We start from the raw sequence: 17,880 nt of genomic DNA, 5'->3' as shown, positions 1-17,880 counted from the left end.
CATCACACTCCGTTTTGTCTCTTTTGTGAACCGCTACGACGTTGTGTTGGTGGGCGCGGGAATCATGAGCGCCACCTTGGCGTCGTTGTTGCATGCCCTAGACCCTGAGCTGCGCCTGCTGCTGGTGGAGCGTCTTGAGGCGCCAGCGCTGGAAAGCAGTGCTGCAGTGAACAATGCAGGCACCGGCCATGCGGCCAACTGTGAGCTCAATTACACCCCGCTGCAGGCTGATGGCACGGTGGCGACGGCTAAGGCTCTATCGATCAATGCCGCGTTCGAATCGAGCCTGGAGTTTTGGGCCTCGCTTGCTGAACAGGGCCTGCTGAAGCCAGAGGGGTTTCTGCATCGGGTGCCCCATCTCAGCCTGGTGTGGGGTGCCGAGGATGTGGCCTTTCTGCAGCAACGCTACCGGCAGCTGAGCGCTTTACCTGCCTTTGGGGCAATGGAGTGGACCAGTGATCCGCAGCAGATCGCAGCCTGGATGCCCCTGGTGATGGAAGGGCGCGGGCGCGATCAGCCCCTGGCCGCGACGCGCATCGAGCGAGGGATGGATGTGGATTTCGGAACCCTCACCCGGGCCTTGTTGGCTCCTCTGCAAAACGCTGGTGCGCTGGATGTGATGTTCGGCACCACGGTTACCGATCTCAACCGCGGCCACAGGCTTGGCGTGGCTTCCGATCGTGACTGGGTCTTGAATCTGCGCGGACCCTCGGGTGCTCGGCAGGTGGAGACCCCCTTTGTCTTCCTGGGCGCTGGCGGGGGAGCCCTTCCTCTGCTGCAGAGCAGCGGCATCCCCGAAGCCCATGCCTATGCCGGTTTCCCGGTGAGTGGTCAGTGGCTGGTGTGCGGCGAGCCATCGCTGGTGGCGCGCCACCACGCCAAGGTGTACGGCAAGGCGAAGGTGGGAGCGCCGCCGATGTCGGTGCCCCACCTCGATACGCGCTGGATCGATGGCAAGCGCTCGCTGCTGTTTGGTCCCTATGCGGGTTTCAGCAGCAAGTTCCTCAAGACGGGCTCGCTGCTGGATCTGCCGATGTCAATGCGGGCTGGCAATCTGCTGCCGATGCTGCAGGTGGGAGTCAACAACCTTCCCCTGGTGAAGTACCTGATCAATCAGCTGCGCCAGAGCGAGGCCGATCGGATGGAGGTCCTACGCGCCTTCTTGCCTGAAGCCCGCGACCAGGACTGGACGCTCTCGGTGGCTGGCCAGCGGGTGCAGATCATCAAACGCACGCCCGAGGGCGGGCGCCTGCAGCTGGGCACCGAAGTGGTGGCCTCTGCGGATGGTTCCCTGGCGGCCTTGCTGGGGGCCTCACCGGGGGCCAGCACCTCCGTCAAAATCATGCTGGAGGTGCTGGAGCGCTGTTTCTCGCAACAGTTGACCACGGCGGCCTGGCATGAACGCCTGCAGCGACTGATCCCCAGCTATGGGCAGGACATCAATGCCGATCCGGCGCTGTTAGCCCGCACCCGGGAGCGCAGTGATGCGCTTCTGGGGCTGGTGGCTGCTCCCTAGGATCGCTTCACTGACGACACAAGCCCGAGCCGGGATTCCGCCAACCGCATGACCGACGCCCCCGTCTCACGGATCCGCAACTTCTGCATCATTGCTCACATCGACCACGGCAAGTCGACCCTGGCCGATCGGCTGCTGCAGGACACGGGCACGGTGGCCAGCCGCGACATGCAGGATCAGTTCCTCGACAACATGGAACTGGAGCGGGAACGGGGGATCACGATCAAGCTTCAGGCGGCGCGGATGAACTACACCGCAGCCGACGGTGAGCAATACGTGCTCAACCTGATCGACACCCCGGGGCACGTGGACTTCTCCTATGAGGTGAGTCGCTCCTTGCAGGCCTGTGAAGGGGCGCTGCTGGTGGTGGATGCCAGCCAGGGGGTGGAAGCCCAGACCCTGGCGAATGTGTACCTGGCACTGGAGAACGACCTCGAGATCATTCCCGTTCTCAACAAGATCGATCTGCCCGGTGCCGACCCCGATCGCATCAAGGCAGAGGTGGAGGCGATCATCGGCCTTGACTGCAGCAAGGCCATTGCCTGCTCGGCCAAAACAGGGTTGGGTGTACCCGAAATTCTGCAAGCGGTGGTGGACCGGGTGCCAGCGCCGAAGGATGCGGTGGAGGAGCCCACCAAGGCACTGATCTTTGATTCCTATTACGACCCTTACCGGGGGGTGATTGTGTATTTCCGGGTGATGAGCGGCCGGATCAGCTGCAAAGACAAGGTGCTGCTGATGGCCAGCAAGAAGACCTATGAGCTCGATGAGATCGGGATCATGGCGCCGGATCAGAAGAAGGTGGAGGAGCTCCACGCCGGTGAGGTGGGTTACCTGGCGGCCTCGATCAAGGCTGTGGCCGATGCCCGCGTGGGCGACACGATCACCCTGCTCAATGCTCCGGCAGACGAGGCCTTGCCTGGTTACACCGAGGCCAAGCCGATGGTGTTCTGCGGCCTGTTCCCCACGGAGGCCGACCAATATCCGGATCTGCGCGAAGCGCTCAACAAGCTTCAGCTCTCCGATGCGGCGCTTCAGTTCGAACCGGAAACCAGCAGTGCGATGGGCTTCGGGTTCCGTTGTGGCTTCCTGGGCTTGCTGCACATGGAGATCGTGCAGGAGCGGCTGGAGCGGGAGTACGACCTCGATCTGATCGTCACTGCACCGTCGGTGATCTACAAGGTGAACATGATTGACGGAACGGACGTGATGGTGGATAACCCCGCCACGCTTCCCGACCCGCAGAAGCGCGAGTCGATTGAAGAGCCCTACGTGAAGATGGAGATCTATGCGCCGAATGAGTACAACGGCGCGCTGATGGGCCTGTGCCAGGAACGGCGCGGCGAGTATCTCGATATGAAATACATCACCACCGATCGTGTGACGCTTATTTATGAACTACCGCTGGCAGAAGTGGTGACTGACTTCTTTGATCAGATGAAGACGCGTACCCAGGGCTATGCGTCGATGGAATACCAACTGATCGGCTATCGCAAGAACGAACTGGTGCGCTTGGATGTGCTGATCAATGGCGAGCGGGCTGATCCCCTCACTACGATTGTGCACCGCGATAAGGCCTACAACGTGGGCAAGGCCCTGGTGGAAAAACTGAAGGAACTGATCCCCCGCCAGCAGTTCAAGATCCCCATCCAGGCTTCGATTGGTAGCCGCATCATTGCCTCCACCAGCATCAGCGCGATCCGTAAGGATGTGTTGGCCAAGTGCTATGGCGGTGATATTTCCCGCAAGAAGAAACTGCTGAAGAAACAGGCCAAAGGCAAGAAGCGCATGAAGGCAATGGGCAAGGTGGACGTGCCCCAAGAGGCCTTCATGGCTGTGCTCAAGCTCAACCAGTGATAAGGCTCGCAACGGCCGCACCGGCGCAACCCACCGGCCCAGTGATCGTGCCCCCGGCACCGCTGGAGCCCCCTGTGCCACCCAAACCCTGCGCCTGGCCAGTGGCGCAGAGCGATGGACGATTCCTTACGCCGCGCCGCAGCAGTTTGTGGCTGTTGGCACGATCGGCGATCGCCAATTGCTGCAGCTGGCCGCCAATTCCGGCTGGCCCGACGATCAGCTGCGTGCGGCCCTGGCCAAGCCCTAGGCCGTGGGCTTGGTGCCCCTGGCGAATTTCCTGTATCCGCCCGCGGGGGTGGCCTTCCTACAACAACAAACCCAGCCCTTCCGCCCCCTGATGGCCCGCGGCCGCGATGTGAGCGTGGAAGGTCTTCGCGCCGCCATCCTGCACGCCGCCAAGGGCGGACCCATCTCGGCGATGGCGATCCTGAGGCAGCGTGCGCTGGCGGGTGGCTTCAGAGCCTGCGCTGCAGCGCGAGCGCCTGCTTACCCTTGCGACTTCTTGGCGCTTCTTCTGCGCTTCCCTTCTCGATCTGTGTGGATCCAACCGGTAGCTGGGCTGCCATGCGCCTGGTGCATCAGCAGCGGCCCGGAGCCTTGATCACCACAACGATGAGCGCAGAGGTCGCTCTGCGCGTGCAAAGCACGCTTTAGCCACTTAGATTTGCCGTTAGAGATAGTCCCGCCACGAGCCGGCTGAGCGATGAGCGACTCCGCGAGCGAACGCCCAACGGTGGCGGTTGTGGATGATGACCCAAGGATCCGCGCCTTGCTCGACGATGAGCTCTGCGATGAAGGCTTTAAGCCGTGCCTGTGCGCCAGCGGAGCTGAGCTGCTCGAGCTGGTTGATCGAGAGCCGATTGATTTGATCCTGTTGGATCTGATGATGCCTGGAATGGATGGTCTTCAGTGTTTGCAGCATTTAAAAAAGCGTCTCTTTTCGGGGGCAGTGGTGATCGTTACGGCGCTTAGTGATGATGCGAAGCGTAGGGAAGCGCTCGAATCTGGGGCCAATGATTATGTTCTCAAGCCCGATTTGTTTGACAGTCTGCCCGGGCTGGTTGATCAGTACTTAAGGGTGAAGCGAGACTGTGGCTGATCAGTCTGCTCGCCGTGCATGGCGTACACGTCTGCTCGGCTCGATCCAGGGGCGCTTGCAGTTGGCGGCCTTTTCGGCTGTTTTTCTTGGTTTCAGCTTTGCTTCGAGTGCCAGTATCTGGCTCAACTATCGCAATCTGATCCACCAGCATCACCGTCACGCCACGAGAATGTCCACGTTGATGATGAGCTGCTTGGCTGAGTCGGCGCATGAACAAGGTGGTCTTGATCAGCATGATGCCTTGATGACACCTGAACTCGCCCAGCCGTGTTTGGATGAGTACAGCGGATCTGACTTCTTCTTCTGGATCCAGAACAAGAACGGGTCTTTGTTCACGGCTAAATCGCAGGTGGTTGACGTGCCCCAGGCCTTGATCCAGGCCGCGGATAGAGTTATCGGCTCCCAGGTGTCGAACGGTGTTGATGCCGATCATCTGAAAAACGAGGGCTATGAAGCGGAAGTGGTCAATTTGGGCGATGAGCAATTTGTGGTGCACCAACACGAGATTGCCGGGATGGGCTCAAAGGTGTGGACGGCCGAGAACGTGACTGCGGCTGTGATGGACGATAAAAACTTTTTTGGTCTCCTTGTTGGTGTCTGGGGTACAATCCTGGGTTTAACTGCGCTTGGGGTTGGCTTGCTGGTGTCTCGAATTGTTCGGCCGCTGCTGCAATTGAATAGCATGGCAGATCAGGTCAAGGCTGACAATCTCAACCGATTGCGTATCGAGCTCGATGATGCGCCTGTTGAGTTAGATCAGCTGGCGCAAGCGTTCAATCGGGTTTTGGATCGTTTGTCAGATGCTTGGGATCATCAACGTCAATTTGTTGATGCGGTAAGCCACGAACTACGCACTCCGCTCACGATTCTCTCTGGCTATCTCAAGCGAGCACTGCGCCGCGGCGACAATCTCACTGATCAGCAGCGCAAGGCTATCGAAACCGCCCAAGAAGAAGCAGCTCGAATCACAAGAATGATTTCAGATCTTCTCGATCTTGCACGCTCCGATAATGGCCGTTTGGCTGTCTCTCTGGATCAAATCTGTGCGATGGAGGTGGTGCAGGAAACGTCTGCTGTGGCTCAAACGTCGCTCTCCAGGCGGATCAAGCTGGGGATGCCTGATCAATTCAAGGTTTGTATCCTGGCTAATCGCGACCGGCTGAAGCAGGTGCTGCTCAACCTGCTTGAGAATGCTGCGAAATACTCCGCGCCCGACTCCTGTATCACGATCGAGCTCAAGCTTGATGGTTCAATGCTGTTGATTTCTGTGATCGATCAAGGTGTGGGTATTCCGGCGGAAGACCTCGATAAGATTTTTGATCGCTTTTACCGTTCTCCCAATGCGCTAGACCAGCAAGGCTCCGGGCTGGGGCTCTCCGTGGTGCAGTTGCTGGTGGAAGCGATGGATGGCAGCATCGCCGTGACCAGTGAGGTTGGAGCCGGCACTACCTTTGTGTTGGCCTTCCCCACCTGTGTTCCTATCCCTTTGCCTGTAACGGAATGATTGCTTATCTCCTGCTCTGCGCCTTCATGGTGCCAGTGAATCTTTGGGCGGCGATGACACCGCACTTTCACACTGAAACCAGCATGCGTATTTTGCATGCTGTTTCGACCGTTGTGCTCGTTCCTGTATTGCTCGTCTTGTGGCAGTCACGGCGGGTGGTCCTCAAAGCCCTGGCTGTTGTTTTTGCGGTTTTTATGGTTGTGATGGTGATTGTGAACACCTGGATTACGGTGATGGGGATGGGCGTTGAGATGGGCTGGCTCGATCACATTTTTCTAGCGGTTGCCGCCGCATCTGTGATTTCGTTCTATTTGATTGTGCCGGATTCTTCGGTCCGATCCAAGCCGGCTTCATCCCTCTGAGAGGGGTGTGCTGCATCAAGGTTATTTTGCCCTGAGGCCCCTGCTGGGGGCTTAGGGGTATGCACAGGCAGCATGAGTTGCACCACCGTTCCTGCACGGCTTAGGCCATCGGCACCGCGATTCGGCAGGATGCATACAGTCCCGTCCATCGCCTCTGTGAGCGCGCGCACCACCGCCAGTCCTAAACCGGAGCCATCGGTGTGGCTGACGCTGCGCATGGTTTCAAGGCGCCGGAAACGATCGAAGATTGTCGCGAGATCGCTTTCGGGAATACCTGGGCCCCAATCCATAAACAGGATTTCGAGCTGATTATCCCGCTCATGGCCAGTAATGAGGATTGGTGATTTGGCCGGGCAGAAGCGCAGACTGTTCTCGAGCAGGTGGTTGAGAATGCGGTTGAAGGCCAGTTGATCCAGCTGAAGTTGCAGCGCGGGATTGAGGTCGTCGAGATTGAAGCTCACGCGATCGCGCGCCTGCCGCCGCAATTGCCGCGACCACCCCTCTAAGAAGGAGCCCAGGGATCGGGTTTCGAGCGTCGGCCGGTAGCTGCCGACATCCAACTGGCTCAGTAAACTCAGTTGCTCGAGGAGGCGATCGATGCGCCGAATTTCCTGGTGAGCTGTGGTGATTTGTTTGTGCTTCTGTGCTTCGGAATCGGTGCTACGAGATAAGCGCTTCAAGCAACCATTCACGATGGCCAATGGGGTGCGAAGTTCGTGAGCTAGTTGGTTGATGAGCCGTTGCTGTTGGAGCAGCGCTCGTTCAGCTGGGCCAAGATTGGCAAAGGTGATTAACACAAAACCACCCGGCACTTCCGTGACCCGCCGCCAGCGGACCCGATGGGCTTCAAGCGGGCCGCTGGCCTGGCCTGGTTGGAGCAGGAGATAGCGATCATCGCCATTGGCCAGTTTCATCCTGGAGAGGGGATGGGCTGGTTCGTTTTCGCTGATCGGATGGCCGGCTGGTGTGGCCAGCTGCACGAGATCAGTCAAAGTCTTGCTGGGGAGCAGGATGGGCAGGCCGCTGGTCCAGGCATCCGCAGCTGCTTGGTTACCCCAACGCACTTTGTTGGCTGCATCGAGAATCAGCATCGGCTGCTCCGAGGCATCAAAGGCAACCTGCAACAGTCCAAGTGACTGGCGGAGTTGATCCAGGAGCGCCCCTGGATCGGGGTTCTCTGCAGCGGGATGCGGGGTCAGGGGCGAAACGCAGGCCTACTGGGGTTGAGCGTGGGGTCCTTCGAGGGGGCGCAACGTAGCGGCAAAACTCCAGACGGAGTCATTGGATTTCTCAGCAACAATATAGTGCTCGCTGCTGATCACGGTGCCGTCGTTGCAGATCGTGGCCAGAGTGAGGGGGTGGTTGACCACCTTCGAGGTTTCGGTAAGCTGAAAGCGCGCGAAGCCGCTATGATGGAGTTCCCGGAACTCTGCCGGCAGGATTTCGCCGATGGATTGGCCGATCAGGCTTGCGTCCCAGCCGTACACCTCACTGAAGCGGGGATTGAACTCCACCACCAGGCCCTGGGCATCGGCGCGCACGAAGGGCAGGTTGAGTTTCGTACGGAGCTCAGCGATGGCTCCAGGGGTCCAGGCGGTGGACACGGTTTCACAGAACCAATTCCAGCACTAGTCTAACGGTTCTTTTTGCAGTCCATCCCATTACTTTTAGGGTGAACCTTTGGTTCTGAAGGGTGCTCAGCACGACGGCCTCTGATCCTCCGATCCAGGTGATGCTGGTGAATGATGAGCCGCGTCTGCGCACGTGTTTGAAGGAGGCGCTGTAGGCCGAGAGCTACCAGGAGAGCACCGCAGCTGATGCGGCCGGTGCTTGGGATCAGCTCGACCAGCCCAGTCCACCCGATTTGTTGGTGCTGGATTGGAACCTGGCCGATGGCAGCGGGCCTGAGCTGTGCCAGCGGATGGGGGATGCCGGGATCAGCTTGCCCGTGCCGATGCTCACCGGCCACGACGATGTGAGCGATCGCGTTCAAGCGCTCGATGCGGGCGTGGACGACTATCTGGTGAAACCCTTTTCGGTGGATGAGCTGCTGGCGCGCTTGCGGGCGTTGCCGCGCCGCCGCTGGGAGGCGGAACCGGCAGTACCGGATCTGTTGCTGCAGCTTCAGATGGTGTGATCGCCCTCAAGATCTGATCGATTCTTGCCGGCGATTCGGCGTAAACTCCAATATTGTTGGGTGCTGAGGCAGCTTCTCTGCTGCTGTGGGGAGGGAATCCGCCGATGGGCGATGTAAGTGGAGGGGAGCTGGCCCGATGGGGTCTTCTGGAGCAGGTAGAACGTGAGCGCTGCATCGATGAGCTGCTGCGGGATTGCCCTTTGCCAGAGCCTGAGCGGCTGCTGCTGCTACGCCAGAACCTGGAGCGTCAGTTGGGGTTGAAAGAGCTGGAGCCGCGCCAGGCCTGGTTGGACCGCTACGGCCTGGTGGATAGTGATCTGGATCTCATGGCGGCGCGCTCCTGGCAGTGGTTGAAGTGGTGCCGTGAGCGCTGGGGTGCCGATCTGCAAACGATTTTTCTGAAGCGCAAGTCTGAGTTTGATCGAGTGACTTACTCCATGCTTCGCCTCCTGGATGGCGAACTGGCTTCCGAACTACATCTCCAGATCAAGGAGGGAGAGGCCAGCTTCTCGAAGCTAGCCTCTCAGTTCTCTGGCGGCCCGGAGAAGCTCAGTGGCGGGGTGTTGGGACCTGTGCCGCTCAGCCAGCTGCACCCTGCTCTGGCAAAACTGCTGCAGGTGAGTCGACCTGGGCAGATCTGGCCTCCAAAGCAACTAGAGGGCTGGTGGGTTGTGGTGCGCCTCGAAATCCTCCAAGCGGCCACACTCGATTCTCCGTTGCAGGAGAGGCTCTTGCTGGATGAGGGGGATCTCTACCTGCGAGAACGCCTGCGGCAGCCACCGCAGAGCCAGGTCCACAGCCTTTGTTAGCAATCGACATCATTGCTGGATCTGGGGACAGGGCTTGCCTTTGCCGGTGTTGTTCAGCAAAATCACTACCATTAATCTAGGACGTCCTTGAGCATCGCTTCGCTCATTTGCAAGGGGTTTCACTAAGCCTGTGGACCTTGTTATTGCCTTGGGAGTTGTCGCCGACTGGCCCCCCTTTAATGAGCTCCCTCCAAAGCATCAAGCTGAGCTGGCCGAGGCGCTCCGGCCGCTGAAGCTCAGGCCTGGGCAAAAGCTCTACGACCATGGCAACTTGCCACCAGGGGTGGCTCTTGTGGTGAAGGGCCAGCTGAGATTGTTGGCCAGGGACGAACACGGGGAACCGTTTACGTTGCAGCGGGTTGGGCCCACTGGCATGGTGGGTGAGCGTGCGTTGCTCCGCGGCGAAACGGGTTTTGCCCTGCAAGCTGCCTTGCCTACAAAGTTGTGGCTCATGCCTGCGGGAGCGTTCTTGGGTGCCTGCGAGGCTTTGCCCCAGCCCTGCCCGGCTCTGGCGTCACCCAGCCTCGAAGAGCTCTATGCCGTGATCGCTGCCAGTGGTTGCGCCAACCTGCCGCTCCGCCAAAGCCTGCGCGACTGGGCCTCGAATCAACTGCACGACTCTCGCAGTGAGCAGCAGGTGCAGCTTCTAGCGCCCGGCAGCCACAGCCTGGGAATCGATGCCGGCACCTGGTTGGTGAGCTCCACCAATTTTGAGGGCCTGGAACCCGGAGCGGAGATCTCGGGTCCACTTGAGTTGTTTGTGCGTGGCAAGTTGCCGGGGCGCCTGGTTGCTCAGCCAACCGGCTGGCCGCCAACCCGCATGCCAGCGGTCATGGTGGTGGGTGGCGATTCGCTTCCCGATGACGAAGTGCTCGAGCCGGAGTGGCTGGAAAGCCCAGGTGCACTTGTGCCTGCGCAAACCGATGCCCTCGAAGATTGGTATGGACGCCTCAGCGACGACGGCAGCTTTCCCCATGTGACGGGGCAGGGGCCGATCGATGAACCGATGGCCTGCCTGCGGATGTTGGCCCGCTTTTTTGACCTGCCCTTCCGGAAGGACGTGTTGCGGCGGATTCTTGCGGATCAATTGCAACGGGAGGGAGAGGCAGGAATTGGTCTTTTGCAGCTGGCCGCTGTGAGCGAACTGATGGGGTTGCGGGCATCCATTCTCGAGGTCAGCGAATCCCAGCTGCAACGTTTGCCAACACCGGTGGTGGTGATGCAGGAGGGACATCCGCTTGTGATCTGGCAGGTGGATGTCGAGGATGCGCTCTGCAGTGATCCTTGCGCGGTTCAAGAGCGCCGTGGGCTCGAGAGCCTGATTGGCTTTGGTGATCAGGGCAAGCTTCAGGTGTTGACGCTGGAACGAAGCGCGTCCTCACCGACGGCGCGATTCGGCCTGGGCTGGTTTCTCCCGGCCCTTATGCAGCACCGCAACATTTTGATTCTGGTGTTGATTGCCAGTTTCTTTGTGCAGTTGTTTGCGTTGCTTAATCCACTGTTGATTCAGCAGATCATTGATGCGGTGATCACCCAGGGCAATCTCAGTAGCCTGAATGTGCTTGGTACATTGCTTGTTGGGATGGCGGTGGCTCAAGCAGTCCTCGGAGCCCTTCGCACCTATCTCTTTTCCGACACCACCAATCGCATTGATATCACCTTAGGTGCCACGATTATCGATCACCTATTGCGCCTCCCCTTGGGCTATTTCGCTCGCCGGCCCGTTGGTGAGGTGAGCAGCCGTATCAATGAGCTCGAGAAAATCCGCCGCTTCCTCACAGGTACCGCCCTCACGGTGATGCTTGACGCGCTGTTCGCGATCATCTACATCGCCGTGATGATGCTCTACAGCATCAGCCTCACGTTTTGGGCACTGGCGGTGGTTCCCTTCTTCGTTGCCCTCACGGCAGCTGCAGCGCCGATTATTCGAGCGCAGCTGCGTGCACAGGCTGAAGCGAATGCCCGCGTTCAGAGCCATTTGGTGGAAACCCTCAGCGGCATGGAAACGGTCAAGGGCCAAGGGATGGAGCTGCACAGTCGCTGGCGTTGGCAACAGCTTTACGGAGGCCAAATTCAGGCTGGTTTCCGCAACACTCTGACCAGCACGGCGGCTGGTTCCGCGAGCAAGTTTCTTGAGCAGCTTTCGGGTCTCTTGGTGCTTTGGATTGGCGCTTCCCTGGTGCTCAAAGGCGAGCTCACCCTCGGTCAGCTGATTGCCTTCCGCATTTTGGCTGGATACGTCACGAGCCCGCTGCTGCGGCTGGCCACCCTTTGGCAGAGCTTCCAGGAAACCTCTCTTTCGCTGGAGCGTCTGTCCGACATCGTCGACCACCCAGAAGAGATCGAGATAGCCGGCGAGCAGTTACCGCCTCTTCCTCCGGTTCACGGCAATATCCGTTACGAGTCAGTCAATTTCCGTTTCGGCAATCAGGGACCGCTGCAATTACTGAATGTGAATTTCGAGATCCCGGCTGGTTCCTTTGTCGGGATTGTGGGCACTAGCGGTAGCGGTAAGAGCACCCTGCTGAAGCTGCTCACGCGGCTATATGACCCGATTGATGGCACCATTCGCATTGATGGCTACGACATCAGCAAGGTTGATCTGTATTCCCTGCGCGCCCAGATCGGTGTGGTCCCTCAGGATAGTCTCCTATTTGACGGATCGGTGTTAGCTAATTTGGCGCTAACCCGCCCTGATTCTTCCTTTGAAGACATTTGCCGCGCTGCCCAGGTGGCTTGCGCCCATGACTTCATCCAGGCCATGCCTGCTGGCTACAGCAGTTCGGTGGGTGAACGGGGTGCTGGATTGAGCGGTGGGCAACGCCAGCGCATCGCCATTGCAAGGATGGTGCTGAAACGTCCGCGGCTGTTGATCTTGGATGAGGCCACCAGTGCTCTCGACGTGCAAACGGAGAAGCTGGTGACGCGGAATCTGATGCAGGCCTACCGCGGTAGCACGGTGCTTTTCATCACGCATCGCCTAGGAGCCTTGCGCCATGCCGATCAGATCTTGGTTATGGATCAGGGTGCTCTCGTGGAGCAGGGCAATCACGATGAGTTGATGGCACGCAACGGCCGCTATGCTTTGCTCTACAACCAGCAGGAGGCTGCGCTGGTTTGATGGGTCTTTTTAAGCGAACGCAAGCCGCTCTTCATTCTCGCCCGGTTGATTACCAGGAGGTGCGGCTTAAGCCCGCCCCTGTATGGAGTCAAGCGGTGGTGTGGTCGATTATTGGCACAGCTTCACTTGGATTTGTGTATGCGGCCTTCGCCAAGATCGACGAGGTTGTTGTGGCAAACGGCACCTTGCAAGCGATTGGTGCCTCTCGGCCGATTATGAGCCCAGCACCAGGGGTTGTCGATGAGATCTATGTGAAGGAAGGGCAATCCGTTCGAGCAGGCGAGCCGCTACTCAAATTTGACCCCGAGGTGAATGAAACCCGACAGGCTGCTTTGCTCGAGCAGCTCCGGTTGGAGCGCCAGCGCTTTAATGAGCAGGAGCGGGCCTATGAGGCACGAGAGCAGAGCCTTGAATCTCGCACTCGCAGCCTGGAAGCATCTCTTCAGACTGAACAAATCATTTTAACGCAAATTGAGCCGTTGGTTCGTCAGGGAGGGATCCAGGGGGTTCAGTCTTTACAGCAGAAAAACAAGATCCAGCAGTTGCGCTCGGAGATTGCTCAATCGCAAGCGAATCTGCGCGAGGTCCAGGCAGAGCTTGTCAAGCTGCGCCAGGAATCGTTGCGTAACCTCAGCGACCTCGAGCGCCAACTGTTTGAGGTGAACAAGTCTCTTGATTACGAAGAGCTGCGGGCCCCAGTCGGAGGGATGGTGTTTGAACTCAAACCATCGAGCCCTGGTTATGCCGCCCAAGCGAACGAGACCTTGCTTAAAGTTGTGCCTCGAGGCACACTGGAGGCCAAGGTATTTCTCACGAACCGCGATGTTGGCTTTGTGAAACCTGGTCAGGCCGCTCAAATTCGGATTGATGCCTTCCCCTTTACTCAGTTTGGAGCCATTCCTGGTCGCTTAAAAAGCATCGGCACTGACTCTCTCCCTCCTGATCAGCAGAATCCCCTGCCTCGTTTTCCTGCTTATGTATCGCTCAATCGACTCTATCTTGAGAAGAGTGGTACAAGGCACCAGGTGAGTTCGGGGCAGACCGTGTCGGTGAATCTGATTGTGCGTGATAAGCGTGTGATTACTCTGCTCACTGATGCGGTGCAGCGTGCTTTGGATGCGCTGCGCCAGATCCGCTCCCCTGCGGGCTGATCACTTGCCGCCACCAAATCCTTCTGAGATTTCATTCCATGACTTCCACCCGACCGATCGCCGACCGCGTGCGCGTCTTTGTGCAGTGGTTTGAAGGCTTGGAGGCCAGTGAACAGGAGTTCTTCATGGCACTCGTGCACAACGAGAAGAAAGTGCGCGATGTTGTGAATGCCTTAGCCTCGATGGGACAAGAACAACGACAGGATGTGTTTCAGCGCCTGGGTTGGCCCCAGGACGCACTCAGCCGTATGCCGCCTTCGGCTCAACCTCCCGCCGACGCCGATCAGGACGTTGAGTGGGAGGAATGGAAGGCACCCAACTGATCTGGCTGTCACACAAAGGTTCTCAATTGATCTGCTACTGACTGAGACTCATCGTGGCCTCCGTCGTTTGTTTACGGTGGCCGCGATCGAAGCTAGTGATTTGAATTGAACCTGTCCCAATCGCCCTAAGCCATGGGCTGGGCCATAGCCAGGCAGAGCTCCAGCATGGATACCAAGCGGGACTTGTCGTGGTTGACGAGCTTCCTCAGCTGATGTTGGCGCTGTTTGAGACGGTTTGCAATGGGGTGATTGTCGATGGTGCAGCTAGAGGGCCTGCTGATCCATTGGCGTAGATCGGAAAGCTCGTCTGGGTTGAGTTTGTTGAGGATTGCGTGCAGACTTTTCGGCTGTAGCTCATGATCATCGTTACCGAGCGATTCGTAAATCGGCAGATCTTCCCTTAGCTTGGGATCAAACAAGAGAAGGTCATGCGACGAGTTGGTTTGGTCGGTGACCTTCTTCACCAGCTGCTGTAGTTCTCGGTCTAGATCTGCCTGAGAGGGTGCAGCAGCTGCACTGAGGGACATGGGAAGGATCTGTTCGGCCAGAATTTCAATTTGTTCGTCGGTTACCCGTGCTGCGATCAAGCGTTGCAGCCCTGTTTCCGATGCCATCAGGAAAACCGTGATCACCCTTTCATATTGACCTGCTCCTGCATAATATTTTGGTGATTTGGCCAGCAACTGATTGACCCAACTGGTCACCTTGTTGGTATTGAAGCGATTGAAGGCATAGAGCACTCCACCGCCGAGCAAGATGGTATCCAGTAAGCCATTGCCCAGCCTGGGTTCAAGGCCCAACTCTGATGTAGAAAGCGCCCCTGCGACAGATGGGCGCCTGCTGTTAGGGCCTAACGCAGCTTCGCCCGCGATCTCGGAGGGGCCATGATCTTTGTTCGTCGATCCTTTTACCGTGTCGCGACCGTTGAGAACGCTCTCACCACGATTGCCTCCTGCGATAATTCTGGCGTTTGCCGCCCAATTTATCAAAGTGTCTTGCGATTGCAGTACAAGTTCCCGAACTAGCTTGGTTTCATCGTAGGGTACGTCCATGAATAGGTTTGTTGCTTGAACATTATTTTCGTCAACGTTTTCCTGCGCTGCCGTGGTGCGGCGAGTTATCTCCTCAACTTCGGCTACTGCGACCAAAGGCGTCAGCCTACGAGCTTCATTACTGGTGAATTTCTGAACCGTGGTTGGCTCTTCTTCAATTTCTTCTGCCTCGATTTCTCTAGAGGGCGTTGGTTCAGTTGGCGTGACGGGAGCATCTGCTGAAACCGGTGCGTCAGGCGTTACCGGTGGAGCATCTGCTGAAACCGGTGCGTCAGGCGTTACCTCAGGGGTTACCGGTGGAAGAGGTTCATCTTCTGGCTCTTGAAGATTTGGCCTAGATGGTTGTGGTTCTGGGGTGGAGTCTGCCTGTGCATCTTGAATCCGTAGGGTTCTCCTCACTGGCAGGCCAGGGTCTTTCACCCCGGTATTGAGCAAATCATTATCACCAAACTTGTTGTCAGTAAAGGTTAGTCTTATCTTGGTGATCATGCGCTGCCCGCCTATGTCTTCTACGATAAACTGGGCGCCATCTCCAGTGTAGTTTCCGCTCGCGTCTTGGCGACGTGTAAAGTCAATCCATCCTGGCTCCGTGATAGGGTTTCCATCAAGGTCTCTAAGATCAATGTTGTTGTCTATTGCGGTTTGAATTACGTCGTCAGACACAAACTTAAGATAAGCATTAAAGTCGCCCTCTTTTGTGCCGCTTCTGGCGATATCAATCGTTACGATAATTTGAGTCCCCTCTCTAGTTGGATCTGCATCAACGAGTTCTAGGGCATCCTCCTTCTTTTGAATGTCAAAGAGGATGGGATCCCAGTTTGCCTCGATTGTTTCAAGTTCATTCTTGGTCTGTGTTGGCTTGCTGCCTCTGAATATTTCACTCTCTTGACTGACAACATTAACGTTCTGCAGTTGATATTTGCTGTCAGCTGCTCCTGCTTCTTCCACCTGATTTGCATCTGCGCTTGTTTCGACCACAATCGAAACAATTGGCTTCACATCTAAGAGTTCTCCAGTCTTCGCGAGCTCAAGATTTGTTGCCTTGATCCAGGCCAGTGTTGAAACTGCTGCTTGTTCGGCGTCTTGAATGCCGTCATTGTTCAGGTCACCTGCTTGGCCACCTTGTCCCACTGAGAATGCTTGAGTAGCTAATATTTCTTCCACATTGGGTGCGATACCATCCTTGTCAAGATCATCATCAAGATCGCTCGTTGATGTGACTGGACTTCCATCCGCGATATCTCCCGTATATTTAATACCGGTACCATCATCCAGAATTTGCCCAATGCCAAAACTTAGTTCTTCCCCATTATTGTTAGTAGCCACAAGCTTGAAAGTCTCGCCGATACTCGATTCACCCACTTGACCTTCGAACACATCATCCTGCTCGCTGCTGGTATCGAGCCTCACATAGAGGAGACTGTTGCCCTTGATGGGCACAAAGTCTTGCTGGGTAAATTGTACCCATCCATTGTTCTCGTTGTCCCAGTACTCTAGAACTTTGTTCGAAAGTTGATCTGGGCTGAACGCAGAGCTCTCACCGGGTTTTAAATCTCTTTGTCCCGTTTCAAAGCCGCTATTGGGGCTATCCTGAACTGAAAGTTTTATCTCTTGATCCGATACTTCGTTATTAGCAACTGTAAAAATTCCATACGACGAACCTTCATTGATATTAATGCTAGAGATCTTGATGCGTCTGTCGTCATCTCTGACAACATCATAGTTTTCAGAACCAGCTTCGTTGAAGAACGGGCCACGCCCGTCATCTGCGATGATCCCGATACCTGCAACTCGGATCAGATTCCCATCATCGGAAGCAATAGGGTCAATAGCTTTAGCTTCGGCAATTAATTTAAAGGCTTCGCGGCCTTCGGACTCGATATCATTTCTGAGATCTACCCTTACCAGTAGTGTTGTGCTCCCAGTTGGATATCTTACAAAACTACCTGGCACATAGGGCTCCCAAGTCTGGCCGTTATAGACTTCTAAGAACGAGTCTAGATCTGCGCCATTACCAGTCATGGTTGCAGCTTTTGCTCCTGCATTGAATTCTCCTTGACCAGCTTCTGTGTCATCAATGTAACCTTCAAGATTGAGCCTTAGCTCTTGTCCTTCAACGCCTTCTACTCGAAAAACAGCTGTTGGAGAGCCTTCGTTTACGGTGATGTTGTTGATAGCCAAGAAGGAACCGGAGCCATCGGTTATCTGGCCAACTGCGCTAACACTCGCAAGCTTTAAGACGACAGTTTCTGTCCCTTCTACTACAAGATCATCATTTGTGGTAAAGACAATATTAAAGGACTCTACTCCAGCTGGGACCGTGATCCTTCCCGATTTAGGATCATTGCCCATCCACCGCACACCATTTGTGAATGCAGGGACTGATTTATAGTCTACTCCGCTGATTGCAGTCGACTCATCACCTATAGAGAGTGAAAAATCTACATCGCTCACTGGCGTTGCAGTTAACTGGACATCAAATATGAGATCGCTGCCTTCAATCGTTTTTGTGGAGGGAGCATTCAGGGAGTTAATTCCAATGACCTGCAGGCTACTGATAGCCGTATTGCTGGATTCGTCCCCATCATTAACGGAGATTTCTAGTGTCCTGGCAATTGTGCTTGGGTTCTCCAGCCTATTTATGAATCCAATCGACTGAAGCCCTTGCGCATAGATAGCCTTGCTGGCGCTTCCGGTGAGTTCAATTCTGATTGATCCCTCAGTACTCTCTACAAAGCGAGCTTCGATTCCATCAGGTAGGTTATCTATCACTAGCTGATCACCTGCCTGCGCATTAACCAGGGTAATAACTGCTGATTCTATATTGGCATCATCAACATCAAAGATAGAAGTGTCTAACCCGGTAATTGAAACTGCACTAACCTGACCGACCGAATATGAGCTCTGATAGCCTGTTCCAGTGTTGTTTTCTCCATTGAGATCGATCTG

Annotated in this window: 13 protein-coding genes and 1 pseudogene; 11 read left to right on the top strand and 3 right to left on the bottom strand. The window is 56.5% G+C overall.

Translation table 11 applies throughout. The annotated features are described in order from the left end of the window. The first annotated feature begins 25 nt into the window (after positions 1–25). The 6 genes from H0O21_RS00070 to H0O21_RS00045 all read left to right on the top strand — a co-directional run bounded on the left by H0O21_RS00070 (position 26) and on the right by H0O21_RS00045 (position 6,338). Positions 26–1,516 carry a malate:quinone oxidoreductase gene (locus H0O21_RS00070; protein ID WP_185190781.1) on the top strand — a complete coding sequence of 497 codons (1,491 nt, stop codon included), beginning with the start codon at positions 26–28 and terminating at the stop codon, positions 1,514–1,516. Positions 1,517–1,564: 48 nt separating this feature from the next. Further along, positions 1,565–3,373, top strand: coding sequence for a translation elongation factor 4 (gene lepA, locus H0O21_RS00065; RefSeq protein ID WP_185189985.1), 1,809 nt, complete (start codon positions 1,565–1,567; stop codon positions 3,371–3,373). 250 nt (positions 3,374–3,623) lie between these two features. Continuing rightward, the gene (locus H0O21_RS00060; RefSeq protein ID WP_185189984.1) at positions 3,624–3,974 is read left to right on the top strand and encodes a hypothetical protein; all 351 of its coding nucleotides are present in this window, start codon (positions 3,624–3,626) and stop codon (positions 3,972–3,974) included. A 102-nt stretch (positions 3,975–4,076) separates the two neighbouring features. Continuing rightward, positions 4,077–4,472 carry a response regulator transcription factor gene (locus H0O21_RS00055; protein WP_185189983.1) on the top strand — a complete coding sequence of 132 codons (396 nt, stop codon included), beginning with the start codon at positions 4,077–4,079 and terminating at the stop codon, positions 4,470–4,472. Continuing rightward, positions 4,465–5,976, top strand: coding sequence for a cell wall metabolism sensor histidine kinase WalK (locus H0O21_RS00050; RefSeq protein WP_185189982.1), 1,512 nt, complete (start codon positions 4,465–4,467; stop codon positions 5,974–5,976). The genes H0O21_RS00055 and H0O21_RS00050 overlap by 8 nt, the downstream gene beginning before the upstream one ends. Continuing rightward, on the top strand, positions 5,973–6,338 hold the full coding sequence (locus tag H0O21_RS00045; RefSeq protein ID WP_185189981.1) for a hypothetical protein: 366 nt from the start codon (positions 5,973–5,975) through the stop codon (positions 6,336–6,338). The genes H0O21_RS00050 and H0O21_RS00045 overlap by 4 nt, the downstream gene beginning before the upstream one ends. Here the strand turns inward: H0O21_RS00045 and H0O21_RS00040 are convergent. Beyond that, entirely contained in the window at positions 6,284–7,462 is a 1,179-nt protein-coding gene (locus H0O21_RS00040) for a sensor histidine kinase KdpD (RefSeq protein ID WP_185189980.1), read from the bottom strand. The genes H0O21_RS00045 and H0O21_RS00040 overlap by 55 nt on opposite strands. Positions 7,463–7,552: 90 nt before the next feature. Next, entirely contained in the window at positions 7,553–7,942 is a 390-nt protein-coding gene (locus tag H0O21_RS00035) for a PAS domain-containing protein (protein ID WP_185189979.1), read from the bottom strand. Positions 7,943–8,145: 203 nt separating this feature from the next. Between H0O21_RS00035 and H0O21_RS00030 the strand changes: the two are divergent. From H0O21_RS00030 to H0O21_RS00010, 5 genes and pseudogenes are all read left to right on the top strand, one after another. Then, a pseudogene (locus H0O21_RS00030) lies at positions 8,146–8,475 on the top strand (response regulator transcription factor); the annotation flags it as partial. Between the two features lie 104 nt (positions 8,476–8,579). Further along, on the top strand, positions 8,580–9,284 hold the full coding sequence (locus H0O21_RS00025) for a peptidylprolyl isomerase (protein WP_185189978.1): 705 nt from the start codon (positions 8,580–8,582) through the stop codon (positions 9,282–9,284). Between the two features lie 148 nt (positions 9,285–9,432). Next, on the top strand, positions 9,433–12,405 hold the full coding sequence (locus H0O21_RS00020) for an ABC transporter transmembrane domain-containing protein (protein WP_255441047.1): 2,973 nt from the start codon (positions 9,433–9,435) through the stop codon (positions 12,403–12,405). After that, entirely contained in the window at positions 12,405–13,556 is a 1,152-nt protein-coding gene (locus H0O21_RS00015; RefSeq protein WP_255441045.1) for an HlyD family efflux transporter periplasmic adaptor subunit, read from the top strand. Before H0O21_RS00020 ends, H0O21_RS00015 begins: the two co-directional genes overlap by 1 nt. A 38-nt stretch (positions 13,557–13,594) precedes the next feature. Next, complete coding sequence (locus H0O21_RS00010) at positions 13,595–13,879, top strand: hypothetical protein (RefSeq protein WP_185189975.1); 285 nt, start codon at positions 13,595–13,597, stop codon at positions 13,877–13,879. Between the two features lie 125 nt (positions 13,880–14,004). On the opposite strand, the gene H0O21_RS00005 is transcribed toward H0O21_RS00010, so the two are convergent. Continuing rightward, on the bottom strand, positions 14,005–17,880 hold a 3,876-nt coding region (locus H0O21_RS00005), incomplete at its 5' end, for a hypothetical protein (RefSeq protein ID WP_370523058.1).

Source organism: Synechococcus sp. HK01-R (assembly GCF_014217855.1).
Classification (GTDB): Bacteria; Cyanobacteriota; Cyanobacteriia; order PCC-6307; family Cyanobiaceae; genus Synechococcus_C.
Note: the sequence above shows the minus strand (reverse complement) of the source record. Positions and strands in the feature narration are given on the sequence as shown.